General features: G+C 71.1%; 20 protein-coding genes and 1 riboswitch. Of the genes, 10 read left to right on the top strand and 10 right to left on the bottom strand.

Features of this window, described 5'->3' with window-relative positions:
- Nucleotides 1-67 precede the first annotated feature (67 nt).
- From cydD to hisC, 4 genes are all read right to left on the bottom strand, one after another.
- Nucleotides 68-3,574, bottom strand: coding sequence for a thiol reductant ABC exporter subunit CydD (gene cydD, locus AB0G32_RS06370; RefSeq protein ID WP_361158922.1), 3,507 nt, complete (start codon nucleotides 3,572-3,574; stop codon nucleotides 68-70).
- Nucleotides 3,575-3,660: 86 nt separating this feature from the next.
- Nucleotides 3,661-4,665: a cytochrome d ubiquinol oxidase subunit II gene (gene cydB, locus AB0G32_RS06365; RefSeq protein WP_361158920.1), complete on the bottom strand. Its 1,005-nt coding sequence runs from the start codon at nucleotides 4,663-4,665 to the stop codon at nucleotides 3,661-3,663.
- Between the two features lie 21 nt (nucleotides 4,666-4,686).
- Entirely contained in the window at nucleotides 4,687-6,192 is a 1,506-nt protein-coding gene (locus AB0G32_RS06360; RefSeq protein WP_361158918.1) for a cytochrome ubiquinol oxidase subunit I, read from the bottom strand.
- 273 nt (nucleotides 6,193-6,465) lie between these two features.
- Entirely contained in the window at nucleotides 6,466-7,545 is a 1,080-nt protein-coding gene (hisC, locus tag AB0G32_RS06355) for a histidinol-phosphate transaminase (RefSeq protein ID WP_361158916.1), read from the bottom strand.
- Nucleotides 7,546-8,042: 497 nt separating this feature from the next.
- Here hisC and AB0G32_RS06350 point away from each other — a divergent pair, with 497 nt between their 5' ends.
- From AB0G32_RS06350 to AB0G32_RS06340, 3 genes are all read left to right on the top strand, one after another.
- Nucleotides 8,043-9,155 (top strand): LacI family DNA-binding transcriptional regulator, encoded by a 1,113-nt coding sequence (locus AB0G32_RS06350; RefSeq protein WP_361158913.1) that lies wholly within the window; start codon nucleotides 8,043-8,045, stop codon nucleotides 9,153-9,155.
- A gap of 286 nt (nucleotides 9,156-9,441) precedes the next feature.
- On the top strand, nucleotides 9,442-10,527 hold the full coding sequence (locus AB0G32_RS06345) for a metallophosphoesterase (RefSeq protein ID WP_361158910.1): 1,086 nt from the start codon (nucleotides 9,442-9,444) through the stop codon (nucleotides 10,525-10,527).
- A gap of 182 nt (nucleotides 10,528-10,709) precedes the next feature.
- The gene (locus AB0G32_RS06340; RefSeq protein WP_361158908.1) at nucleotides 10,710-11,582 is read left to right on the top strand and encodes a hypothetical protein; all 873 of its coding nucleotides are present in this window, start codon (nucleotides 10,710-10,712) and stop codon (nucleotides 11,580-11,582) included.
- 236 nt (nucleotides 11,583-11,818) lie between these two features.
- Here the strand turns inward: AB0G32_RS06340 and thiC are convergent, their stop codons facing one another.
- On the bottom strand, nucleotides 11,819-13,591 hold the full coding sequence (gene thiC / locus AB0G32_RS06335; protein ID WP_361158906.1) for a phosphomethylpyrimidine synthase ThiC: 1,773 nt from the start codon (nucleotides 13,589-13,591) through the stop codon (nucleotides 11,819-11,821).
- A riboswitch (TPP riboswitch) is annotated at nucleotides 13,584-13,773 on the bottom strand. Its footprint overlaps the gene before it by 8 nt.
- A gap of 72 nt (nucleotides 13,774-13,845) precedes the next feature.
- On the opposite strand from thiC, the gene AB0G32_RS06330 reads away from it, so the two are divergent.
- The gene (locus AB0G32_RS06330) at nucleotides 13,846-15,606 is read left to right on the top strand and encodes a YibE/F family protein (RefSeq protein ID WP_361158904.1); all 1,761 of its coding nucleotides are present in this window, start codon (nucleotides 13,846-13,848) and stop codon (nucleotides 15,604-15,606) included.
- Nucleotides 15,607-15,725: 119 nt separating this feature from the next.
- On the opposite strand, the gene AB0G32_RS06325 is transcribed toward AB0G32_RS06330, so the two are convergent.
- From AB0G32_RS06325 to AB0G32_RS06310, 4 genes are all read right to left on the bottom strand, one after another.
- Nucleotides 15,726-16,163, bottom strand: a complete 438-nt coding sequence (locus tag AB0G32_RS06325; RefSeq protein ID WP_361158902.1) for an SsgA family sporulation/cell division regulator — start codon at nucleotides 16,161-16,163, stop codon at nucleotides 15,726-15,728.
- Nucleotides 16,164-16,261: 98 nt separating this feature from the next.
- Nucleotides 16,262-16,975 carry a helix-turn-helix domain-containing protein gene (locus AB0G32_RS06320; protein WP_361159098.1) on the bottom strand — a complete coding sequence of 238 codons (714 nt, stop codon included), beginning with the start codon at nucleotides 16,973-16,975 and terminating at the stop codon, nucleotides 16,262-16,264.
- A gap of 324 nt (nucleotides 16,976-17,299) precedes the next feature.
- Complete coding sequence (locus AB0G32_RS06315) at nucleotides 17,300-17,512, bottom strand: DUF5326 family protein (RefSeq protein ID WP_361158899.1); 213 nt, start codon at nucleotides 17,510-17,512, stop codon at nucleotides 17,300-17,302.
- Between the two features lie 157 nt (nucleotides 17,513-17,669).
- Nucleotides 17,670-17,987: a cupin domain-containing protein gene (locus tag AB0G32_RS06310; RefSeq protein ID WP_361158897.1), complete on the bottom strand. Its 318-nt coding sequence runs from the start codon at nucleotides 17,985-17,987 to the stop codon at nucleotides 17,670-17,672.
- Between the two features lie 59 nt (nucleotides 17,988-18,046).
- Between AB0G32_RS06310 and AB0G32_RS06305 the strand changes: the two genes are divergently transcribed.
- From AB0G32_RS06305 to AB0G32_RS06285, 5 genes are all read left to right on the top strand, one after another.
- Nucleotides 18,047-18,424: a phage holin family protein gene (locus AB0G32_RS06305; protein WP_361158894.1), complete on the top strand. Its 378-nt coding sequence runs from the start codon at nucleotides 18,047-18,049 to the stop codon at nucleotides 18,422-18,424.
- Nucleotides 18,425-18,428: 4 nt separating this feature from the next.
- Complete coding sequence (locus tag AB0G32_RS06300; RefSeq protein WP_361158891.1) at nucleotides 18,429-18,917, top strand: low molecular weight protein-tyrosine-phosphatase; 489 nt, start codon at nucleotides 18,429-18,431, stop codon at nucleotides 18,915-18,917.
- Complete coding sequence (locus tag AB0G32_RS06295; protein WP_361158888.1) at nucleotides 18,914-20,089, top strand: cystathionine gamma-lyase; 1,176 nt, start codon at nucleotides 18,914-18,916, stop codon at nucleotides 20,087-20,089. The genes AB0G32_RS06300 and AB0G32_RS06295 overlap by 4 nt, the downstream gene beginning before the upstream one ends.
- Before the next feature lie 217 nt (nucleotides 20,090-20,306).
- Entirely contained in the window at nucleotides 20,307-21,212 is a 906-nt protein-coding gene (locus AB0G32_RS06290; protein ID WP_361158886.1) for a LysR family transcriptional regulator, read from the top strand.
- Nucleotides 21,213-21,274: 62 nt separating this feature from the next.
- The gene (locus tag AB0G32_RS06285) at nucleotides 21,275-21,757 is read left to right on the top strand and encodes an NUDIX hydrolase (protein ID WP_361158883.1); all 483 of its coding nucleotides are present in this window, start codon (nucleotides 21,275-21,277) and stop codon (nucleotides 21,755-21,757) included.
- Between the two features lie 11 nt (nucleotides 21,758-21,768).
- Here the strand turns inward: AB0G32_RS06285 and AB0G32_RS06280 are convergent, their stop codons facing one another.
- Nucleotides 21,769-22,890: a globin domain-containing protein gene (locus AB0G32_RS06280; RefSeq protein WP_361158880.1), complete on the bottom strand. Its 1,122-nt coding sequence runs from the start codon at nucleotides 22,888-22,890 to the stop codon at nucleotides 21,769-21,771.
- Nucleotides 22,891-23,218: 328 nt separating this feature from the next.
- On the opposite strand from AB0G32_RS06280, the gene AB0G32_RS06275 reads away from it, so the two are divergent.
- Complete coding sequence (locus tag AB0G32_RS06275) at nucleotides 23,219-24,085, top strand: GNAT family N-acetyltransferase (protein ID WP_361158877.1); 867 nt, start codon at nucleotides 23,219-23,221, stop codon at nucleotides 24,083-24,085.
- Nucleotides 24,086-24,098: the final 13 nt, after the last annotated feature.

Here is a 24,098-nt window from a genome sequence, read left to right as displayed (position 1 = left end):
TGCCTTGAGCCTAATGAGACCCATTTGTTACGGAAAGTCGGACTTCAGGCGTCGAGGGCACCGCCGGCTACCCCGCCGTCACCAGCAGGTCCGCGGCCGCCTCCCGCTCGGCCATCGACCGCAGCGGCCCCGGCACGGCCACCAGCTCCGCGAAGGTGCCGCGCTGCGCGACCCGTCCCGCGTCGAGCACGACGACCTCGTCCACGCTCTCCAGGCCGGCCAGCCGGTGGGTGATGAGCAGGGTCGTCCGGCCCTCGGTGGCGGCCAGCAGATCGGCGGTGAGCGCGTCGGCGGTCGGCAGGTCGAGGTGCTCGGCGGGCTCGTCGAGCACCAGTACCGGGAAGTCGGCCAGCAGCGCGCGGGCCAGCGCGAGGCGCTGCCGCTGGCCGCCGGACAGCCGCGCCCCGTGCTCCCCGACCAGCGTGTCGAGCCCGTCGGGCAGGCCGTCGGCCCACTCCAGCAGCCGGGCCTGCCGCAGCGCGTCGCGCAGTGCGGCCTCGTCGGCGTCCTTCCTGGCCAGCAGCAGGTTCTCCCGCACCGAACTGTCGAAGAGGTGCGCGTCCTGCGCGCACAGCCCGACGAGCCGGCGTACGTCGTCGGTGTCCAGGGCGCGGGCGTCCACCCCGGCCAGCGTGTACGACCCCGCGCTCGGGTCCAGGAACCTCAGCAGCACCTGCGCGAGCGTCGTCTTGCCCGCTCCGGACGCCCCGACCACGGCGACCCGGCGGCCCTGGGACAGCGTCAGGTCCAGGCCGGTCACGGCCGCCCGGTCCTGCCCGGGGTGACGGGCGGCGAGCCCCTTGACGACGACCGGGAACGGCGTCGCGGGCGCCGGCCGGGGCCGTTCCGGCTCCGCTACGGGTTCGGGGGCGTCGAGCACCTCGTGGACGCGCTCGGCGCTGCGACGTACCCGCTCCCGGTACTGGGCGGCGAGCGGCAGGCCGAGGACGGCCTCGAAGGCGGCCAGCGGGGTGAGGACGACCACGGCGAGGAGCACGCCGCCGAGCCGGTCGGCGGCGACCGCCTGGACGCCCACGAGCGCGGCGGCGGCGACGGTCAGCCCGCAGACCAGCGCGGTGAGTCCGTCGCCCAGCGCGGTGGCGGTGGCCGCCCGGGAGGCGATCCGGGTCAGCGTGGCGTCGGCCCGGCGGGCGACGGCGGCGCGGGCGGGCAGGGCGCCGGCCACGGTCAGTTCGGCGGTGCCGGTGAGCAGGTCGGTGACCTCGGTGGCGAGCGCGCCCCGGGCGGGGGCCAGCCTGCGCTCGGCCCGGCGGGCCACCGCGCCGGTGACCAGCGGCACGCCGACGCCCGCGGCGAGCAGCCCGGCGGCGAGCACCGCGCCGGCCACGGGCAGCAGCCAGGCCGTGAAGCCGACGGCGGCGGCGGAGACGACCAGCGCGGCGCCGGCCGGCAGCAGCCAGCGCAGCCAGTAGTCCTGGAACGCGTCGACGTCCGCGACGAGCCGGGACAGCAGATCGCCGCGGCGGCTGCCGCGCAGTCCGGCGGGCGCGATCCGCTCCAGCCGCCGGTACACGGCGACCCGGGTGTCGGCCAGCATGCGCAGCACGGCGTCGTGCGAGACCAGCCGCTCGGCGTAGCGGAAGACGGACCGTCCGATGCCGAACGTCCGGGTCGCCGTGACGGCCACCATCAGGTACAGCACCGGCGGCTGCTGGGAGGCCCGCGAGATGAGCCATCCGGAGGTCGCCATCAGGCCGACGGCGCTGCCGAGCGCGAGACTGCCGAGCAGCAGGGCGAGCCCGAGGCGACCGCGCCGGCCGGCGGACATCCCGCGCACCCGGGCGAGGGCGCCGCGGCGGGCACCGGGGGCGGGGTCCGGGGCGTCCGGGTTGCCGGTCGCGGTGCCCGCCGGGCCGGCCGGTGTCCCTGCCGGCCGTGCCGTGGGCCTGACCGTCGCGGCCCGCGTGCCGGACTCGGGCTCGGGCGCCGCCAGCCGCACCACCCGGTCCGCCACCTCCAGCAGCGCGGGGCGGTGCACCACGAGCAGTACCGTCCGCCCCGCCGCGAGCCGCCGTACCGCCGTCACGACCTCCGCCTCGGTCGCCCCGTCCAGCGCGGCCGTCGGCTCGTCAAGGAGCAGGACAGGCCGGTCGGCAAGGAACGCCCGGGCCAGCGCCAGCCGTTGCCGCTGCCCGGCGGAGAGCCCGGCCCCGTCCTCGCCGAGCACTGTCCGGACCCCCTCGGGCAGCGCGTCCACGAACTCCAGTGCCCCGGCGTCCCGCAGCGCCCGGCGGACGGCGGCGTCGTCCGCTCCGGACCGGGCCAGCCGTACGTTCTCGGCGATCGTGGTGGCGTACAGGTGCGGGCGCTGCGGCACCCAGGCCACCTGGGCGTGCCATGCGGCCGGGTCCAGCCCGGCGAGATCGGCGCCGCCGACCGTCACCCGTCCCGCCACCGGCCGTACGAAACCCAGCAGTACGTCGAGGAGGGTGGACTTGCCGGCCCCGCTCGGGCCGACCAGGGCGACCGTCTCGCCGGGCTCGACGGTGAAGCTCACGTCCGCCACGGCGTCCGCCACCCGGCCGGGGTACCGCACCGTCACACCCTCGAAGGACAAGGCGCCCCGGCGCTGCACCGGGCCGGTGCCCGGCGCGGGCGCCGGGGTCTCCAGTACCTCGAAGATCTCCTCGGCCGCGGCGAGCCCCTCGGCCGCCGCGTGGTACTGCGCCCCGACCTGCCGCAGCGGCAGATACGCCTCGGGCGCAAGCACCAGCACGACCAGGCCGTCGTAGAGGGCCATGTCGCCGTGGACCAGGCGCATGCCGATGGTCACGGCGACCAGTGCCACCGAGAGGGTGGCGAGCAGTTCCAGCGCGAAGGAGGACAGGAAGGCGATCCGCAGCGTCCGCATGGTCGCCAGCCGGTAGTCGCCGGTGATCCGCTTGATCGACTCGGCCTGTGCCTTGGCCCGGCCGAAGACCTTCAGTGTCGGCAGGCCCGCGACCACGTCCAGGAAGTGCCCGGACAGCCGGGACAGCAGCCGCCACTGCCGGTCCATCCGGGACTGGGTGACCCAGCCGATCAGCGCCATGAAGACCGGGATGAGCGGCAGCGTGACGACGATGATGACCGCCGACAGCCAGTCCTCGGTGACGATCCGGACCAGCACGGCGACCGGCACGACCACCGCGAGTCCCAACTGCGGGAGGTAGCGGGAGAAGTAGTCGTCGAGCGCGTCGACTCCCCGGGTGGCCAGGGCGACCAGCGAACCGGTGCGCTGCCCGGTGAGCCGGCCGGGACCGAGCGCGGTGGCCCGCGCCAGCAGCCTGCCGCGCAGCTCCGACTTCACGGCCGCGCTCGCGCGGTGCGCGGCCAGCTCGGTGAGCCAGCCCACCAGACCGCGGCCGCAGGCGACGGCCACCAACAGCAGCAGCGGAGTACGGAGTCCGGTGGCCGCCAGACCGTGCTGGAAGGCGCCCACCACGATCTCGGCGATGAGCATCGCCTGCGCGATGACCAGCCCAGCGCCGACGGCGCCCAGGGCGACGACGGCCACGAGGAAGAGCCGAGTGGTGCGGGCGTACCGCAGCAGACGTGGATCGATCGGTTTCACGTGAAACACTCCCCGGCCGGACTCATGCCCGGACTCAATGCCCGGACTCAATGCGCGGACTCAGTGCGTGGACTCAGTGCGCGGACTCAGTGCGCGGCGTCGGCGAGGTGCTGAGTGCCGATGCGCTTACGGAAGATCCAGTACGTCCATCCCTGGTAGAGCAGGACGACGGGGGTGCCGATCGCCGCCAGCCAGGTCATGATCTTCAGGGTGTACGGGCTGGAGGAGGCGTTGGTGACGGTCAGGCTCCAGTCCGGGTTCAGCGTGGACGGCATGACGTTCGGGAAGAGCGTGAGGAACAGCATGGCCATGGCGGCCACGATGGTGACGCCGGAGAGCGTGAACGCCCATCCTTCGCGCCCGGCCTGGTTGGCCGCCAGGGCGGCGACCAGTGCGGCGACGGCCACCACCAGCGCGACCAGGCTCGCGCCGTCACCGCTGTCCGCCTGCGTCCACACCAGGAAGACCAGCGCCAGCACGGCTGTGAGCAGGCCGACGCGCAGCGCCAGCTTCCGGGCCCGGTCCCGGATCTCGCCGACCGTCTTGAGTGCGGTGAACACCGTGCCGTGGAAGGTGAACAGCGTCAGCGTCACCAGCCCGCCGAGCAGCGCGTAGGGGTTGAACAGGTCCCCCAGGGTGCCGACGTACTCCAGGTCCCGGTCGATCTTCACGCCGCCGACGATGTTGCCGAAGGCCACGCCCCACAGGAACGCGGGGATCAGCGAGGTCCAGAAGATCGCGTGTTCCCAGTTGCGCTGCCAGCGCTCCTCGGGCCGCTTCACCCGGTACTCGAAGGCCACGCCCCGGATGATCAGGCACAGCAGGATGACCAGCAGGGGGAGGTAGAAGCCGGAGAAGAGGGTGGCGTACCACTCGGGGAAGGCGGCGAAGGTGGCGCCGCCGGCGGTGAGCAGCCAGACCTCGTTGCCGTCCCAGACCGGGCCGATGGTGTTGATCAGCACCCGTTTCTCGGGCCGGTCGCGGGCCAGCAGCTTGGTCAGCACACCGACCCCGAAGTCGAACCCCTCCAGGAAGAAGTAGCCGGTCCACAGGAAGGCGATGAGGACGAACCAGACGTCGTGCAGTTCCATGACGGTGCAGCTCCCTTACGCCTAGTACGAGAAGGCCATCGGCTTGTCGGCGTCGCGGACGTCGCCGCCGATCTTCGTGGGCGGGTTGAGGTCGGCCTCGGTGAGTTCCGGCGGGCCGGCCTTGACGTACTTGGCCATCAGCTTGACCTCGATGACGGCCAGCACGGCGTACAGCAGGGTGAAGGCGGTCATCGAGATGACGACCTCGGTCGTCGAGACGCCGGGGGAGACCGCGTCGCGGGTCTGGAAGAGGCCGTAGACGACCCAGGGCTGCCGGCCCATCTCGGTGAAGATCCAGCCCCAGGAGTTGGCGATCAGCGGGAAGCCCATCGTCCACAGGGCCAGCAGCCAGTACAGCCGGGAGAGGCGGTTGCCGAGCGGCTTCCTCAGCAGGACCAGATGCGGTATCTCGTCGTCACCGGTGCGCCAGGCGGCCGGCAGCATGAACTTCTTCCGGGTCAGCCACAGCCCGGCCAGGCCGAGCGAGAACGAGGCCATTCCGAAGCCGATCATCCACCGGAAGCCCCAGTAGGCCACCGGCACGATGGGCTTGTAGTCACCGGGGCCGAACTTCTCCTGCTCGGCCTTGTTGGTGTCGTGGATGCCGGGCACGTACGAGTCGAAGTCGCTGTGCGCCAGGAAGGACAGCAGGCCGGGGATCTCCAGGGCGACCTTGTTGTGGCCCTCGTCGACGTCCCCGTAGGCGAAGACGGAGAACGGCGCCGGCTGTTCGCCGTCCCAGAGCGCCTCGGCGGCGGCCATCTTCATCGGCTGCTGTTCGTACATGACCTTGCCGAGGGTGTCGCCGCTGATCGCGGTGAGCAGGCCGCCCACGGCCAGGGTGACCAGGCCGAGGCGGAGCGAGGTCCGCATCACCGGGATGTGCTTCTTGCGCCGCAGGTGGAAGGCGGCGATGCCGACCATGAAGGCGCCGCCGGTCAGGAAGGCCGCGGAGAAGCTGTGGAAGACCTGGTTGAGCGCGGTGTTCTGGGTGAGCACCTGCCAGAAGTCGGTCAGCTCCGCCCGGCCCTTGGCCTCGTTGATCTTGTAGCCGACGGGGTGCTGCATCCAGGAGTTGGCCGCCAGGATGAAGTACGCCGACAGCAGCGTGCCGATCGAGACCATCCAGATGCAGGCCAGGTGGATCTTCTTGGGCAGCTTGTCCCAGCCGAAGATCCACAGGCCGATGAAGGTCGACTCGAAGAAGAAGGCGATCAGCGCCTCGAAGGCCAGCGGGGCGCCGAAGATGTCGCCGACGAAGCGGGAGTAGTCGGACCAGTTCATGCCGAACTGGAACTCCTGCACGATGCCGGTGACCACGCCCATCGCGATGTTGATCAGGAAGAGCTTGCCCCAGAACTTGGTGGCCTGGAGGTACTTCTCCTTGCCGGTGCGCACCCAGGCGGTCTCCAGGCCGGCCGTGAGCGCGGCCAGCGAGATCGTCAGGGGTACGAACAGGAAGTGGTAGACGGTCGTGATGCCGAACTGCCAGCGCGCCAGGGTCTCCGGCGCCAGGGCCAAGTCCACGTCGTCACTCTCCTCACATCGCCGTGGTCAGCGGCAGATTGTGCGTGTATGACACACCCATACCGGGAGCGATCCGACACGCTTGTGAACGCGTTCACATTCACAAGCAATTATGACCTACTGCTTTTCGACGCTGGAAGGGGGGTCCCCTGTGACGTCAACCCCAACGCAAAAGGCCCGTTTCACGTGAAACGGGCCTCTGGGCAGTGGGCGGTGGGCGGAGGGCGGTGGGTGCGTATGGGAGCAGGGAACAGGTGCTGGAGCAGGTGCGGGTCACAGCCCCTTGCGGTACCCCTCCGCCACCTTCAGGAAGATGTCGTTCGCCTCGTTCTCCCCCACCGTCACCCGCACCCCGTCACCCGGGAACGGCCGGACCACCACGCCGGCCCGCTCGCACGCCTCGGCGAAGTCGACCGTGCGCTCCCCCAGCCGCAGCCACACGAAGTTGGCCTGCGTCTCCGGCACCGTCCAGCCCTGGGCCCGCAACCCCTCGACCACCCGGGTGCGCTCGCACACCAGCGAACCGACCCGGCCCAGCAGCTCGTCCTCGGCACGCAGCGAGGCGATCGCCGCCTCCTGTGCGATCTGGCTCACCCCGAACGGCACCGCAGTCTTGCGCAGCGCCGCCGCCACCGGCTCATGGGCCACGGCGAACCCGACCCGGAGCCCGGCCAGCCCGTACGCCTTGGAGAAGGTCCGCAGCACACAGACATTGGGCCGCTCGCGGTACAGCTCGACGCCGTCCGGCACCCGGGGGTCACGGATGAACTCGCGGTACGCCTCGTCCAGCACCACCAGCACATCGCCGGGCACCCGGTCCAGGAACCGTTCCAGCTCCTCGCGCCCGACCACCGTGCCGGTCGGGTTGTTCGGGTTGCAGACGAAGATCAGCCGGGTCCGGTCGGTGATCGCGTCGGCCATCGCGTCCAGGTCGTGCACGTCACCCTCGGTCAGCGGCACCTGGACCGCCGTGGCGCCGCTGATCCGCGTGATGATCGGGTACGCCTCGAAGGACCGCCAGGCGTAGATGACCTCGTCCCCGGGGCCCGCCGTCGCCTGGACCAGCTGCTGGGCCACACCCACCGAACCGGTGCCGGTGGCCAGGTGGGAGACCGGGACACCGAACCGCTCGGACAACTCCGCCATCAGCCCCGTACAGGCCATGTCGGGGTAGCGGTTGAAGGCACCGGCCGTCGCCATGACGGTCTCCATCACGCCCGGCAGCGGCGGGTACGGGTTCTCGTTGGAGGACAACTTGTAGGCCACCGGCCCGTCCGCCGCCGCGGGCTTGCCCGGCTTGTAGGTGGGGATCCCCTCCAGCTCGGCGCGCAGCTTCGGGCTCGTCTCGCTCACCGCAGTCCTCCTCGTGACCACCACCGGCATCGAATACTTCTCACCTTATGAGGATTCGGCTCCGGTGCGTACGGTCGAGGACGGGCTGCTCGGTCACACCAAGGCCGGACCGAGAGCGGACCGAGAGCGGACCGAGGCCGGACATGGATAGAACCGCGGCCGGACCGAGGGCGAGCCGGAAGCGGACCGAGTCGCACCGACATCAGGGGCATCGGCACCCGAAGGCGTACGTTCCGGGGGCGCGCCCTACATATATCTACGCGCCGGTGGCTTGCGCCGTGGCGCGCGTCCCCCGTAGTGGTGAGTTGAGACCTCTTCGCAACATCGCACTCTTGGCAGGCCCGCACGCGCCGACACACCACGTCCGGGGGTCAGATCACCTAACTGACATGCTTTCCAAGGAAGTTGACCCCATCCCGCCATGCAGAAACGTGCCTGTCAACGCGCGCATATGCGTCCGCCCTACCCCACTGCATGAGCCCTACTATCGGCTCGCCATGACAGCAGCAGGGAAGCACCAGGTGAGCCGCGCGGAAACCTCACGTCGAGGCAGCCGGCCGGGCCGGGCGGGCATCAGAGACGTAGCCGCCGCCGCCGGAGTCTCCATCACAACCGTCTCCGACGCCCTCAACGGCAAGGGCAGGCTCCCGGACGCCACCCGACGCCATGTCCGTGAGGTCGCCGACCGGCTGGGCTACCGGCCGTCGGCCGCCGCCCGCACCCTCCGTACCGGCAAGTCGGGACTGATCGGCCTGACGGTGACGACGTACGGGAATGAACCTTTCACCTTCACCGAGTTCGCCTACTTCGCCGAGATGGCGCGGGCCGCCACGTCGGCCGCGCTCGCGCGCGGCTACGCGCTGGTCATCCTCCCCGCGACCTCCCGCCACGACGTGTGGTCCAACGTCGCCCTGGACGGCACGGTCGTCATCGACCCCTCCGACCAGGACCCGGTCGTCAGCGAACTGGTCCGCCAGGGCCTGCCGGTCGTCTCCGACGGCCGCCCGGCCGGCGCGCTCCCGGTCACCGCCTGGGTGGACAACGACCACGAGGCGGCCGTCCTCGGCATCCTCGACCACCTCGCCGACGCCGGCGCCCGCCGCATCGGCCTGCTCACCGGCACCACCACCGACACCTACACCCACCTGTCGACCACCGCGTACCTGCGCTGGTGCGAGCGGGTCGGCCAGGACCCGGTCTACGAGGCCTACCCGGCGCACGACCCGTGCGCGGGCGCCGTCGCCGCCGACCGGCTGCTGGCCCGTCCGGACCGGCCGGACGCCGTCTACGGCCTCTTCGACCCCAACGGCACCGACCTGCTCGCCGCGGCCCGCCGCTACGGGCTGCGCGTCCCCGACGACCTGCTGCTGGTCTGCTGCAGCGAGTCCACTGTGTACGCCGCCACCGAGCCGCCCATCACCACCCTGTCGCTCAAGCCGCGCCGCATCGGCACGGCCGTGGTGCAGCTGCTCATCGACGCCATCGAGAGCGTCGAGTCGAACCAGCCGGTCGAGCAGGTGATACCGACCGAACTGATTGTGCGGACCTCCTCCCAGCGCCGGCCGCCGCGCACGACGGTCAGCCCGCCGCGCTCTCCCGAGGGCCAGTAGGAACCGTCTCCTCGACAGCGGGACAGGCCCAGCAGGACCCGTCCGCTTGGCGGCGGAACGGACGGGGAAGGACGGTCAAGAGGTGACCGTGAGGTGACTGAGGGGCGGGCGAAGAGCGGGCCAATCGGGGCGAAAACCGCGTCCTGACGGGGACCTGTTCCGATTCACCACCCCTGGGTCATCACACAGCGCGATCCGCATTCCTATGATGGGCCCACGACACCGCGGGCCGCTGCGACCAGGCAGTCCGAAGCGGTGCAGCAGCGGCGCGATGGTGGAGGGGTCGATGACTCAGGGGGCCGGTCAGGGACCCGAGGTGGAGCGGACGGCGACGTTGCGCGACTTCCGAGTGCCCGCGTACGTCCACGAGACCGGTCCGTACGGCCAGGGCGCGCACCCCGGTGACGTCGCCCCGGCGCCCGAACAGGCCCCGCCGCAGGGGTACCCCCCCACCGAGCGCGACCTGCCCGTCGTCGACGGACAGGACACCGCGCCGACCGCGCAGGTGGCCGTCGAGCCCGTACCGGCCCCGGTGGGACAGCCCGCCACGGGGCCCGGGCCGCTGTACGTCGTGGGCGACGTGCACGGCTATCTCGACGAGCTGGTGGCCGCGCTCCAGGAGCAGGACCTGATCGACGCCGACGGCCAGTGGTGCGCCGGCACCGCCCGCCTGTGGTTCCTCGGCGACTTCACCGACCGCGGCCCGGACGGCATCGGTGTCATCGACCTGGTGATGCGGCTGTCCGCCGAGGCCGCCGCGGCCGGCGGCTACTGCAAGGCGCTGATGGGCAACCACGAGCTGCTGCTGCTCGGCGCAAAGCGGTTCGGCGACACACCCGTCAACTCGGGCGCGGGCACCGCCACCTTCCAGGCGGCCTGGCTGCTCAACGGCGGCCAGAAGACCGACATGGACCGCCTCCAGGACCACCACCTTCAGTGGATGGCCCGCCTGGACGCCGTGGAGGAGGTCGACGGCCACCTCCTCGTGCACTCCGACACCACCGCCTACCTCGACTACGGCGGTTCCATCGAAGAGGTCAACGACACCATCCACGAGGCGCTCACCCGCAATGACGCGGACGAGGTGTGGGACCTGTTCCGCAAGTTCACCAAGCGCTTCTCCTTCCGCGACGAGGGCGGCGCCGACGCCGTGCGCTCGCTGCTCGGCACATACGGCGGCACCCGCATCGTGCACGGGCACAGCCCCATCCCGTATCTGCTCGGTGAGGTCGGCTCCGAGGACGGCGAGGACAACTCCGGTCCGACGGTCGAAGGACCGCATGTCTACGCCGAGGGACTCGCCATCGCGATGGACGGCGGCGTGACCATGGCCGGAAAACTGCTGGTCCAGCAACTGCCGATGACCGACTGAGGGCTTCCCGGGCGGTCCGGGCCCACTTGGCGGATGTCCGGGCCGGCACCCAATTTCTGGAAACCCCCTGTCACCCCGCGCCGTCACCGCTCTACCATCGGCTTATCCGTAGCAGGCTCCCCTCCGTTTCTGCCCGACGGCTCGTTGGCATGCGAGCCCCAAGCCCTACGGAGCATCGGGGGATGCACATGAACAGCGTTCCGCAGCACCTGTTGAGCGAGGACCGCCAAGAGTACGAGCGGGTTCTCAACGAGGCGCTGCGCTCCGCACCACACCGCCCGGAACTGGCCGCTGTGGGACAGCGGCTCAACTCGGAACAACTGCGCACCATGGCGCTCAGCGCCACCGCCCTGATCACCGCGGCGGCGGCGACCGAGTACCAGCACTATGTGAAGGTCCGCGAGGAACTGCGCCAGCCGGCGTCGTCCGCCTCGCCGTCGTCCGCCCGCGAACCGGGTGCCACCGAGTCCGGTACGCACTCGATGGGGCTCGCCGCCACCATGGGTGAGGTCGTCGAGACCGCGGGTGCGGGCGCGGGCGCCGTCATCACGGTCCTGGCCCCCGTCCTCACCGGTACGGCCGCCGCGATCTTCCTGCTCGTCGGGTACATCCTGAAGATGATCGACCCGGAGCAGGCGTTCGCCCGGACCATGCTCACCGCCGGGTGGGTGTTCGGCGCCCTGACCGCGATCACGATCCTGGTCGCCGCTGTCGGTCTGCTGACCACCGCGCTGCGCAACCGTCCCTCGGCCGAGGCCGCGGCGTACGGCGAACGCGACGGGGAGGTGACACGGGCCAGGGAAGCCTGGCGCGAAGCCCTGCTGGAACAGGGCATCGTGCCGTTCCTGCGGGACGCCCTGGCCGATCCGGCGGCGGCGTCGGCGCCGGGCGGTACGGGGCCGTCCGCACCGGCCGGCCGGATGCCGCAGCTCGGCTATGGCCGCCCCGGCTTCTCCAGCCCCGACGAAGGATCCACCGCCGGTCCACGCCCGAGCTACTCGAGCCCGGACTACTCCAGCCCGGACTTCGGCGGCCCGGAGCACCGGCCCGAGTGACCACCGGTGTGCGCTCCCCGGCGGGCGGGTCCCGCCCAGGGGGAGCGCACGTCGGTGGCGCACCGGGACCGGAGGACTTCCCTCTCCCGCCACTCACCGGACCGGTCGGCCGGGTTGGCCGGCGGGTCGACCGGGGCACCCCGGGTCAGCCGGGGCACCCCGGGTCAGCCCGGGTCGGCCGGATCGGTCGAGTCGGCCGAGTCAGCCGGTCGGTCGAGTCAGCCGGGCCAGCCGGGTCAGTCCGCGATCGGCAGATAGACGCGGTTGCCCGCCTCCGCGAACTCCTTCGACTTCTGCGCCATGCCCGCCTCGATCTCCCCCTTGCCGCCACCGTGCTCGCGGCGGATGTCCTGGGAGATCTTCATCGAGCAGAACTTCGGCCCGCACATCGAGCAGAAGTGCGCCGTCTTGGCAGGCTCGGCCGGCAGCGTCTCGTCGTGGAACTCCCGTGCCGTGTCCGGGTCGAGGGCGAGGTTGAACTGGTCCTCCCACCGGAACTCGAACCGGGCATCGGACAGCGCGTCGTCCCACTCCTGCGCGCCCGGGTGTCCCTTGGCGAGGTCGGCGGCGTGCGCGGCGATCTTGTAGGTGATGACCCCGGTCTTCACGTCGTCCCGGTTGGGCAGGCCCAGGTGCTCCTTGGGCGTGACGTAGCAGAGCATCGCCGTGCCCCACCAGGCGATCATCGCGGCACCGATGCCGGAGGTGATGTGGTCGTAGGCCGGCGCGACGTCGGTGGTCAGCGGGCCGAGCGTATAGAACGGAGCTTCATCGCAGATCTCCTGCTGAAGGTCGATGTTCTCCTTGATCTTGTGCATCGGGACATGTCCCGGGCCTTCGATCATGGTCTGTACGTTGAAACGCTTGGCGATCGTGTTGAGTTCCCCGAGCGTGCGCAACTCCGCGAACTGCGCCTCGTCGTTGGCGTCCGCGATCGACCCCGGCCGAAGACCGTCGCCGAGCGAGTACGTGACGTCGTAGGCGGCGAGGATCTCGCACAGCTCCTCGAAGTGCTCGTACAGGAACGACTCCTTGTGGTGCGCCAGGCACCAGGCCGCCATGATCGAGCCGCCGCGCGAGACGATGCCGGTCTTCCGGTTGGCGGTCAGCGGCACGTACGGCAGGCGTACGCCCGCGTGGACCGTCATGTAGTCCACGCCCTGCTCGGCCTGTTCGATCACCGTGTCCTTGTAGACCTCCCAGGTCAGCTCCTCCGCCCGGCCGTCGACCTTCTCCAGTGCCTGGTAGAGCGGGACCGTGCCGATGGGCACGGGGGAGTTGCGCAGCACCCACTCGCGGGTGGTGTGGATGTTGCGGCCGGTGGACAGGTCCATGACCGTGTCGGCGCCCCAGCGGGTCGCCCAGGTCATCTTCTCGACCTCCTCCTCGATGGAGGACGTGACCGCCGAGTTGCCGATATTGGCGTTGACCTTCACCAGGAACCGCTTGCCGATGATCATCGGCTCGATCTCCGGGTGGTTGACGTTGGCCGGAAGGACCGCCCGGCCCGCCGCGATCTCCTCGCGTACGACCTCCGGCGCGACGTTCTCCCGGACGGCCACGTACTCCATCTCCGGGGTGATCTCGCCGCGGCGCGCGTACGCGAGCTGTGTCACCGCCTGTTGGCCGCGGGCGCGCCGGGGCTGGCGGGGGCGACCGGGGAAGACCGCGTCCAGGTTGCGCAGACCGCCGCGCGGCGAGGTGTGCTTGACGCCGTCGTCCTCGGGGCGGACGGGGCGGCCCGGGTACTCCTCAGTGTCACCGCGGGCGATGATCCAGTTCTCGCGCAGCGGGGGCAGCCCCCGGCGCACATCGGTGTCGACGAGCGGGTCGGTGTACGGGCCCGAGGTGTCGTACAGGGTGACCGACTGCCCGTTGGTGAGGTGCACCTGACGGACCGGCACCCGCAGGCCGGGGCGCGAACCCTCGACATACGCCTTGTGCCAGCCGATGGACTTCCCGGCCTCGTTCTGAACGGAGGCAGGCGTGCGTGCGTCCCTGATGGTCATGAGACCTACTCCCTACGCCGGCATTACCCGGTAACAGGTTCGGCGGTCGACGCAGCGGTATCCGTCTGCCGACGCTTCGTGGGGAACATCACCCAACTTCGGTGATGTTTCCCGTGAAACATCGCTGGGACGGAGGTCAGCGCCCTCTCAGCCCGGTGCTCCGAGCTCCCGCGTGTACAAAAGGTGCCTCCACGCTAGCGTCAATTCGGGCGCGGTGACCAGAGGGCCCCCTTCGTTCTTGCGATGATCGGGCCGTGACCACGACGCAGCGTCCTTCTTTTCCGCCGCCCGAACCACGCCGCGGACCGGGCCCGGGCGGCGGCGACGGCAGCGGCTCCTGGGGCGAAGACGGCTCCGCCGCCGAGGACCGCGGGCATGGCCGGGCGCCCGCCCCGGGGCCGCAACAGGGGTACGGACACGGCGGGGCGGGGCGGGGGCCGGGGCTGGGCGACGGGCGGGGTCCCGTACCCGGGGGCGAAGGACACGGCCTCAGACTCGGCCACGGCGGCGGTCATGGCAGTCAGGGCGGTCAGGGTCCAGGGGGCGGTGTTCACGGTCCAGCGGGCGGTGGTCACGGATCAGGGGACGGTCACGGCCCTGGAGGCAGCAATCAAGGTCCAGGAGACAGTCACGGCCCTGGAGGCAGCAATCAAGGTCCGGGGGACGGTCACGGCCCGGGTGACGGCGGGCACGGCCCCGTCGGCGGACACGGTCACTCGCACAGTCACGGCCCGGCCGCCCCCGTCTCCCGCCACCTGCGCAAGGTCATCGCCGCGGTCCTGGTTCCCTTCGCCGCGGCCGTGGTGGTGGGGCTCGCCCTGCTGTGGCCGGGCGGCGCGCCGGCCCACGAACGCACCGGGGTGGGCTTCGACCGGCAGACGCAGCAGGCCACGGTCACCAAGGTGACGTCGATGAGCTGCCAGGACGTCAACGGCTCCAACGTCCCCGCCACCGGCGACACGTCCACCGCGGAGGGCTCCTCGGCGCAGCAGCAGGAGAGCGGCACCTGCAAGAAGGCGACGATCCGGGTCGACACGGGCAAGGACAAGGGCCGTACGTTCACCGAGATCGTGCAGCCGGACCAGTCCCGGCAGCTGAGCCAAGGCCAGAAGGTGGTGGTCTCCTACGAGCCCTCCGCGCCGAAGGACCTCCAGTACTCGGTCTCCGACATCAACCGCAGCCTCCCGATGGCGCTGCTGGCCGGGATCTTCGCGCTCGCCGTCGTGGTCGTCGGGCGGCTGCGGGGTGTGATGGCGCTGGTCGCGCTGGCGATCAGCTTCCTGGTGCTGAACTTCTTCATCCTGCCCGCGATCCTCCAGGGTTCGAACCCGCTGCTCGTGGCGGTGATCGGGTCGAGCGCCATCATGCTGATCGCCCTGTATCTGTGCCACGGTCTTTCGGCCCGCACCTCCGTGGCGGTGCTCGGCACGCTGGTCTCGCTGGTGCTGATCGGCGTCCTCGGTTCGCTCTTCATCGGCTGGGCCGCGCTGACCGGGGACACGGACGACAACACGGGTCTGATCCACGGTCTGTACCCGTCGATCGACATGAGCGGTCTGCTGCTGGCGGGGGTCATCATCGGTTCGCTCGGTGTGCTGGACGATGTGACGGTGACGCAGACCTCGGTGGTCTGGGAGCTGCACGAGGCCAATCCGGCGCTGGGTCGGCGGGGCCTTTACCGCGCGGGCATCCGGATCGGCCGGGACCACATCGCGTCCGTGGTCAACACACTCGTCCTCGCCTACGCGGGCGCCGCGCTGCCGTTGCTGCTGCTGTTCTCGATCGCGCAGAGCAGCGTCGGCTCGGTGGCCAACAGCGAGCTGGTCGCGGAGGAGATCGTGCGCACCCTGGTCGGTTCCATCGGCCTGGTGGCTTCGGTGCCGGTGACCACCGCGCTCGCGGCGCTCGTCGTCGCCGCCGACCGGCCCGGCCCCGGCGCCGCCCCGGCGGGGACTCCCGCCCCGGCCGCCCCGGCCGCGGCTCGCGGGGGCCGGGGGCGCCGCCGCAAGCGGTGACGGGGGCGCCGGGCCCGGCCGCCGGCCGCGGCGCCCGGACCGGCTTGCAGGATCGTTCCGGCACGGTGGACGGCATCCGGCGAAGCGTTACGCCACCGCCTCAGGACTGCCGGAACGCTTCAGCCCGCGCTCTGTTCCTCGGCCAGGATGCGGTCCAGCGCCTCGTCGAGGTGTGCGTCGAAGTCGGCGAGCACCCCCTCCTGGCCCAGCGGCACCAGTTTGTCGGTGCGGTCGAGGAAGGCCACCAGCGGTGCCGCCGAGGACCGGAACAACGCCTGGTCGGCGCCGACCTGAAGGCGGATCAGCACTTCGGCCAGCGGCTCGGGATCGACGGGAGAGATGCGCACATCGCCGTCGCCGCAGGGCCGGCCGACCCCGTCGATCAGCAGCTCGCGTCCGAAGGCCCAGGTCACCGGGGCGTCACCGGGCAGGTGGAAGGTCAGTCGCACGGCGTAGGGATCACTGGTCTCGTAGCGCAGCTCCACCGGGATACGGAAGGAGAGCTCCTCGGACACGAGAAAGCTCATCATGACCTCTGCCTGTACGGACTCGCGCATCACATACCCCGTCATTCGCCGTCGACTGGCCGGGAATCAACCTCTAACACTGATGGCATCTTGCTGAACGTACACACCAGATCACAAGGAGTTAGTTTTCACATACTGATAGAGCGCGAGAGCGACCCCAGCAGTCGCCCCACCTCGCTCTGCAACTCCCGCATCGCGGGCAGCAGCCGGTCGGCCTGGTGCACGGGCAGCGAAATGGCCACGGTCGCCACCGCGCTGCCGACGGTGAGCGGGATCGCCCCGGACACCGTGCCCAGCGCGTACTCCTGGTACTCGGTCACCGGCTCCGTACGCCCCAGGCGCTCCAGCCGCTGCAGCAGGCTGTGGCCGTCGCGCACGGTGTATGGGGTGACGGGCCGCACCGGATGGCGGTCGAGGTGGTCCTGACGGGCCGCTTCGTCCAGTTGTGCCAGCAGGCACTGGCCGATGGCATGCGCGTGCGCGGTCGCACGGAAGTCCGCCCACTCCTCGACCGCGGGAGCGCCCGGCGGGTCCGCGACGCACACGATGTCGACCTCCCCGTCGCGGTACACCGCGTAGTACACGGTGGCGCCGATCGTCTCGCTCAGTCCGGCGAGAGTCTCCGCCAGCGCGCTGCGACGTTTCTGCTGTGCCGCACTGCCGCTCAGCCGTTCGGCCGCCGCGCCGAGGAAGAACAGGCCCTTGTCACGGCGCAGATAGCCCTCGTGCACCAGGGTGCGCAGCAGGTGGTAGGCCGTGGGCAGGGCCAGGCCGGTCTCCCGGGCCAATTGCTTGGCGGGTGCGCCGTACCGGTGTCCGGCCACGCACTCCAGCAGGCGCATCGCCCGCTGCACGGAGCCGATGAGGGTCCCGGTGGGCGGGTCGGGGGGCGGGGCGTCCACGGTGGGGGCCGGGGAGCGGGGCTGGGCGGGGAGCGTGGGCGGGTGGACTGGTGCGGTGTCAGCCGTGGCCAAGGGGCACTCCCGGAGCGAGGGGGCAGCCGTTGCGGGGAACACGGGTGGGGGTGTACGCCGCTGCGGGGTCGTCCCCGCCTGGAGTTCCGGACTCTAACCGCCTGTCACCGCGCGCAGGCGGCCTGCCGGGGAAATGTCCCCCGCGCGAGGGAACCGGTGGTTCCTGTTACCCCCACCGGTGCCCCACGTGCCTCACCAGTCGCTGCGGGAGGAGGAGTTCGACATGAACTTCCGCACGATGTAGATCAGGCCGCCGACCAGGGCCACGAAGACCAGCAGCTTGAAGAGCAGGCCGATCACGAACCCGACCACGCTGGCGATCAGGCCGCCGAACACGACCAGGGCGATGACCGGCACCGCGATCCACTTCACCCACCACGGCAGTCCCGCGAAGATCCCACGCATCGCCCTCGTCCTCGTCTCTCCCGTTCCCGGGAATTCTCCCGGTGTCCGGGAATCCTGATGTCCTGCACTCGATGCTAGGCGGCGCGGGTTCGGTGCGGGGGCCCGGCAGCCCTTGTCCTCCCCTGACCGATCCCCTAGGGAACCCGGAGGCCGCAGGTCAGCTCTCGGGCGGAGAGAAGACCACCAGCACCCTCAGGTCCTCACTGATGTGGTGGAACTTGTGGGCGACCCCGGCCGGCACGTACACCACGCTGCCGCGGGCCACCTGGGTCGTCTCCATGCCGACGGTGATCGCGGCCCGGCCGCTGACGACGAAGTACACCTCGTCCTGCGCGTGCGGCTGCTGCGGATCGGCGGTGCCGGCGTCGAGCGCGTACAGGCCGACCGACATGTTCCGCTCCCGCAGGAACTGCAGGTAGGCACCGTCGTTGGCGGCGCGTTCCGCCTCCAGTTCGTCCAGCCGGAATGCCTTCATCGCCTCGTCCGCCCCTGCTTCACCATTGGTTGCCGATCGTGTCTGCCACGATCAGACACATGAAGAATTTCGTAGTCAAGACGATCGCGAACGCGGCCGCCCTGGCGGTCGCCGTGTGGCTCATCGACAAGATCACACTGACCGGGGGCGGCACCGGCAAGAAGGCCGGCACGCTGATCCTGGTCGCGCTGGTCTTCGGCCTGGTGAACCTTCTGGTCAAGCCGATCGTCCAGGTGCTGACGTTTCCGCTGTTCATCCTGACCCTCGGCCTGTTCACCCTGGTGGTGAACGCGCTGATGCTGCTGCTCACCTCCTGGCTGGCCGACAAGCTCGATCTCAGCTTCCATGTGGAGGGATTCTGGACCGCCGTCCTCGGCGGCCTGATCATCTCGATCGTCTCCTGGGCGCTGAACATGGTCCTGCCGGACAAGGACTGACCCGATGACCTACCGCGTCTGTTTCGTCTGCACCGGCAACATCTGCCGCTCACCGATGGCCAAGGCCGTCTTCCACGCGCGCCTGACCGAGGCCGGGCTCGACGGGCTGGTCGAGGCCGACAGCGCCGGCACGGACGGCTGGCACGAGGGCGAGGGCGCGGACCCGCGTACCGTGGACGTCCTCGAGGCCAACGGTTACGCCGTCGACCACACGGCCCGGCGGTTCGACGCCTCCTGGTTCGCCCGCCTGGACCTCGTCATCGCCCTGGACGCCGGACATCTGAGCGGCCTGCGCCGCCTGGCGCCCACCGCGCGGGACGCCGCCAAGGTGCGGCTGCTGCGGTCCTACGACCCCGCCGCCGACGACCTCGACGTACCGGACCCGTACTACGGGGGCGCGGACGGCTTCGAGGAGTGCCTTGAGATGGTGGAGGCGGCGAGCACCGGTCTGCTCGCCGCGGTACGCGAGCAAGTGGAAGGACGAGCGGCATGAACGATTCAGCCGGCGACGGACGGAACATCGAGGCGGCGGCGCTGCCGCGGGAGGCGGGCGACGGCACGCGCGCCGTGCGCGCCGGGCTGCCCGAGCCGGTCAAGCACGAGCCGACCCTGCCCGGTCCGGTGTTCGCCGCCCACTTCCATCTGCCGGGCGACCCCACCGGCCCGTACACGTACGGCCGCGACGAGAACCCGACCTGGACGCTGCTGGAGAGCGCCATCGGCGGTCTTGAGGCGCCCGGGCTGGACGACGTGGAGACGCTCGTGTTCGCCTCCGGCATGGCGGCGATCTCCTCGGTGCTCTTCTCCCAGCTGCGCGCCGGCGACGCGGTCGTCCTGCCGAACGACGGCTACCAGGTGCTGCCGCTGGTGCGCGCGCAGCTGGAGGCGTACGGCATCGAGGTGCGCACCGCGCCCACCGCCGGGGACGCCCAGCTCGGCGTGCTGGAGGGGGCGAAGCTGCTGTGGATCGAGTCGCCCTCCAACCCCGGCCTCGACGTCTGCGACATCCGGCGGCTGGTCGAGGCGGCCCACGCGCGGGGCGCGCTGGTCGCCGTCGACAACACCCTCGCCACGCCGCTCGGGCAGCGCCCGCTGGAGCTGGGCGCGGACTTCGTGGTGGCCAGCGGCACCAAGCAGCTCTCCGGTCACGGGGACATCCTCCTGGGGTACGTCGCCGGCCGCGGCGGCGAGGCCATGACCGCGGTACGGCGCTGGCGCAAGATCGTCGGTGCCATCCCCGGCCCGATGGAGGCCTGGCTCGCCCACCGCTCGCTCGCCACCCTCCAGCTGCGCGCGGACCGGCAGAACGCCACCGCCCTGAAGGTCGCCGAGGTGCTGCGGAGCCGGCCCGAGGTCACGGGGCTGCGCTACCCAGGGCTGCCCGACGACCCGTCGCACGAGATCGCCGCGCGGCAGATGCGGCGCTACGGGTGCGTGGTGTCCTTCACGCTGCCCACGCGCGCGCGTGCCGACCGTTTTCTGGACGCGCTGCGCCTGGTGGACGACGCGACCAGCTTCGGCGGCCTGCGCTCCACGGCGGAGCGCCGCGGGCGCTGGGGCGGCGACGCGGTGCCGGAGGGCTTCGTCCGCCTGTCGGTCGGCGCCGAGGACCCGGAGGATCTGGTGGCCGATCTGCTGCAGGCCCTGGACACGTCCGCCGGCTGAACCGGCCCCGGGCCCTGTTTCCGGTACGGCGGGCGGTCCGAGCCTCCCCCCTCGTGACTCGGACCGCCCTCGGTTCCGCGCGCGAAGAACCGCGTGCACAAGGCTAGTTGACTCTGTGTCAGTGTCCAATCACAGTAGCGACAGACGCCTATCGACATATTTATAGTTGGGCGGTGCCGGGGGGCCGGGAGAAGGGCGGAAGAGGGGAAGGGCTCTCGTGGATCTGGCCTTGCTGCGCACGTTCGTGACGGTTCACCGGGCCGGTTCCTTCACTCGCGCCGCCGCCCTGCTCGGCCTCTCCCAGCCGGCCGTCACCTCGCAGATCCGCACGCTGGAGCGGCAGCTCGGCCGGCCGCTCTTCCTGCGCCAGGCGCGCGGCGTGACCCCCACGACCATCGGTGAGGAACTGGCGCACAAGGCCGCCCCGCACCTGGACGCCCTGGTGGAGATAGCCGAGACCGGCCTCGACGACGACTCGTCCTTACGTACGCTGCACCTGGCCGGGCCCCCCGAGTTCACCGCCGAGCGCGCGCTGCCCGCGCTCACGGAGCTCACCGGCGAGGATGGCCAGGGTTTCGCGCTGCGCGCCTCCTTCGGAAACGCGGACGAGACGCTGGAGGGGCTGGCCGCCGGACATCATGATCTGGCCATCAGTACGGCCCGTCCGCGCGGCGCTCTGCTCACGGCGACTCCGCTCTGCGACGAGGAGCACGTCCTGGTCGCCGCTCCCCGCTGGGCCAAGCAGATCGGCATCGCCGGGCGGACCGGGGACGGGATGTCCGCGCTGGAGCGCGTACCCGTGGTCGAGGTACATGAGTCGCTGCCCTTTGTGGCCCGCTACTGGGCCTCCGTCTTCGACACCTGCCCGGCCGTCCCCGGAACGATCATCGTCCCCGACCTGCGGGCGGTGCTCGCCTGCGCCGTCACGGGCGCCGGGCTCGCGGTGCTGCCCCGCTATCTGGGTGCTGAGGCGCTGGAGCGCGGTGACCTGGTCCGCCTGCACGACCCGGCGGTGCCGCCGCTGCGGACGTACTTCCTGGCGGTGCGCACCGGAACGCTGGCGATGCCGCACATCGCGCGGGCCCATGAGTGGCTGCTCCGAGCCGCGGCCGACTGGAACTGAGCGTCGCCGCTCGTGACGTTCCGCGATGTTTCACGTGGAACCAGCCGGGCCACATTTTCCCCATGACCGACCGACCCGTGGTCAAGCGCACCGCCCGTGCCGTGCTGCTGGACGGCGCCGACCTGATCCTGATCAAGCGCACCAAGCCCGGTGTGGACCCCTACTGGGTCACCCCTGGTGGCGGGGTGGAGCCGGAGGACTCCACCGTCGTCGACGCCCTGCACCGCGAGGTGTACGAGGAGCTCGGTGCCAAGATCACCGATGTGGTGCCGTGTTTCGTGGACACGGTGGAGCACATCGGCGAGGACGGCGGCGCGACGGGTGTGAAGGTGCAGCACTTCTTCGTCTGCCACCTGGAGTCCATGGACCCGGCCCTGCGCCACGGCCCCGAGGTCGAGGAGCCGGCCGGGGAGTACGAGATCGTCCGGGTGCCGTTCACCCGGGTCGGCATCGCCTCGGTCCATCTCGTCCCGCTGTCACTGCGGCACTATCTGGACGGCAACATCGAGGGAGTACGGGCCATGCACGCGCCCGACCTGGGCTGAGACCGGCGCGCTCAGTCCCCCGCCCCGACCGGCTCGTCCACCGTGTCGTGCCGTATCCGCTCCAGCGGGATGCCGCTCGCCCGCAAGGTGGTCACGCCCCGGCGGATCATCCCGGGCGGCCCCGACAGATAGGCGTCGTACTCGTTCCAGGGTCCGTAGGCGCGGACCGCGTCGGGGAGCCGGAGCCGGGCCCGCTGATCTGTGACCGCCCGGACCGAGAGCCAGGGATGGGCCTGCTGAAGCCGCAGCATGGTGTCGATGTCGTACAGGTCGTGGTCGGTGCGGGCGCCGTAGAACACCTCGACCGTCCGTCGGTCGCCGTGTTCCGCCACGTCCTCGACGAGGGCCTTGATGGGCGCGATGCCGGTCCCGCCGCCGAGACAGAGCAGACCGCTGTCGGTGGTGTGGTCCACGGTCATCGACCCGGCCGGCGGCCCGAGGCGGATGATGTCGCCGGGCCGGGCGCGGTGCACCAGGGCCCCCGAGACCCAGCCCGCCGGGACGGCCTTCACATGAAGGGACAGGAGTCCGTCGGAGCGAGGTGCCGACGCGAAGGAGTAGTGCCGCCAGACCCGTGGCCACCACGGGGTCTCCAGGCTCGTGTACTGCCCGGCGAGGAAGGGATACGGCTGGTCGGGGCGGAGGGTGAGGACCGCGACGTCCGCCGTTCTGAGGTCGTGTCCGACGATCTCCGCGTACCACCAGGCCGGGGCGTGCAGTTCGTCCTGCGCCGCCGCGTCGATCATGATCTGCGAGATGCTGGTATAGGCCCGGACCCAGGCCCGTTCGGTCTCCGCGTCCCAGGTGCCGGTGGCGTACTGGCTCAGTGCGCCGAGCAGGCACTCACCGACGGCCGGGTAGTGCTCGGAACGAGTGCCGTACTTGCGATGGCCGCAGCCGAGGTGCTGGAGGTACGCGGTGAGGACCGGCGGGTTGTCGATGTGCTCGGCGGCCGTGAGCAGCGCCCTGAACAGCCGGTCGCGTTGCACGTCCATCGCGGGCGGGAACAGCGCGCGCAGCTCCGGGTGGCGGACGAAGAGCAGGGCGTAGAAGTACGAGGTGGCCTTTTCGGACACGGGCGCGATCTCCGCCAGGGTGCGGCGGATGAGGAGGGCGTCCGGGGACGCGTCCATGTGTGCCTCACCTCGAACAGCTTGCGGCGTTCCCCGCTCTTCGCCAGGACATGCGTCGCAGCACTCTGCCCGAGAGTCCCACCGTGCGAGGGTGTCCCGGCCGCATACCCGGAATCGCGGGTCTTCGATCAGACCGCAGGCTACGCTGCCCACCTGTCCCTGCCCTGTCGCCCTTCTGAGCCGACAGCCCGCGTTCGCCGCTGTTTCACGTGAAACATCCCGCCGCGACTCCCACACCGCCCAGGTCACCCATGACATGGCCAAAAGCCCGTGCGTCTCACCGGAAACAGGTGGACGGCAGGGGCCGCCGTCGGACAGCCTGGCCCGCGTGCCGACTCCTTCCCTCGCCGCCCTGCCGATCCGCCGACTGACCTTCCGCGACCTCACCGCGTGCGCCGATCTGTCCGAGGACCGCGGATGGCCCCGCGAAGAACACAAGTGGGGTCTGCTCCTCACGGCCGGGAAGGGGTACGGCATCGACGACCCCCGTGGCGGTCTGGTCGCCGCCTGCACCGTCACCGAGTACGGACTGCCCGAGCGTCCGGCGCTGGCGGCCGTCGGCATGGTGCTGGTCGCCGCACGGCATGCCCGCCGGGGAGTCGGACGCCGGCTCATGCGCCATGTCATCACGGCGTCGGGACCCACCCCGCTGACCCTGCACGCGACCCCGAACGGCCGGCCGCTCTACGAGGAGCTGGGCTTCAAGGTCACCGGCGGCGCGGAGATGGTCCGCGGCCGCTTCTCGCCGGACGGCTCCGGGTCCCGGATCGCCACCCGGGCGGCCACGGCCGAGGACCTCGCCTCCGTGCTGCGCCTCGACGGGGAGGTCTTCGGCACGGACCGGACGCACATCATCACGCGGCTGCCCGCCTTCGCCGACCGCTTCCGAGTCGCGGAGGAGCACGGCCGGCTCATCGGCTACGCCGCGGCCTGGCCCACCACGGACAGCCTTGTCGTGGGTCCGCTGATCGCCCGCGACCCGGAGACGGCCAAGGCGCTGTTCGCCTCCCTCGCCGCGCACACCGACGGCCCGCTGCGCACGGACATCGATGCCCGGCACGAGGAACTGCTGGCCTGGGTCAAGGCCCACGGTCTGTCGTCCGTCGCCCACAACGCGGTGATGACGTACGGCGTCACGGAGCTGCCGGGGGACTGGACCCGCCGGTTCGCTCCGCTGACGGTGGCAGCCGGCTGACCACGGGGCGCTG

It is taken from the genome of Streptomyces sp. NPDC023723 (assembly GCF_040639815.1).
Classification (GTDB): domain Bacteria; phylum Actinomycetota; class Actinomycetes; order Streptomycetales; family Streptomycetaceae; genus Streptomyces.
This window is presented reverse-complemented; position numbering and strand designations above follow the sequence as displayed.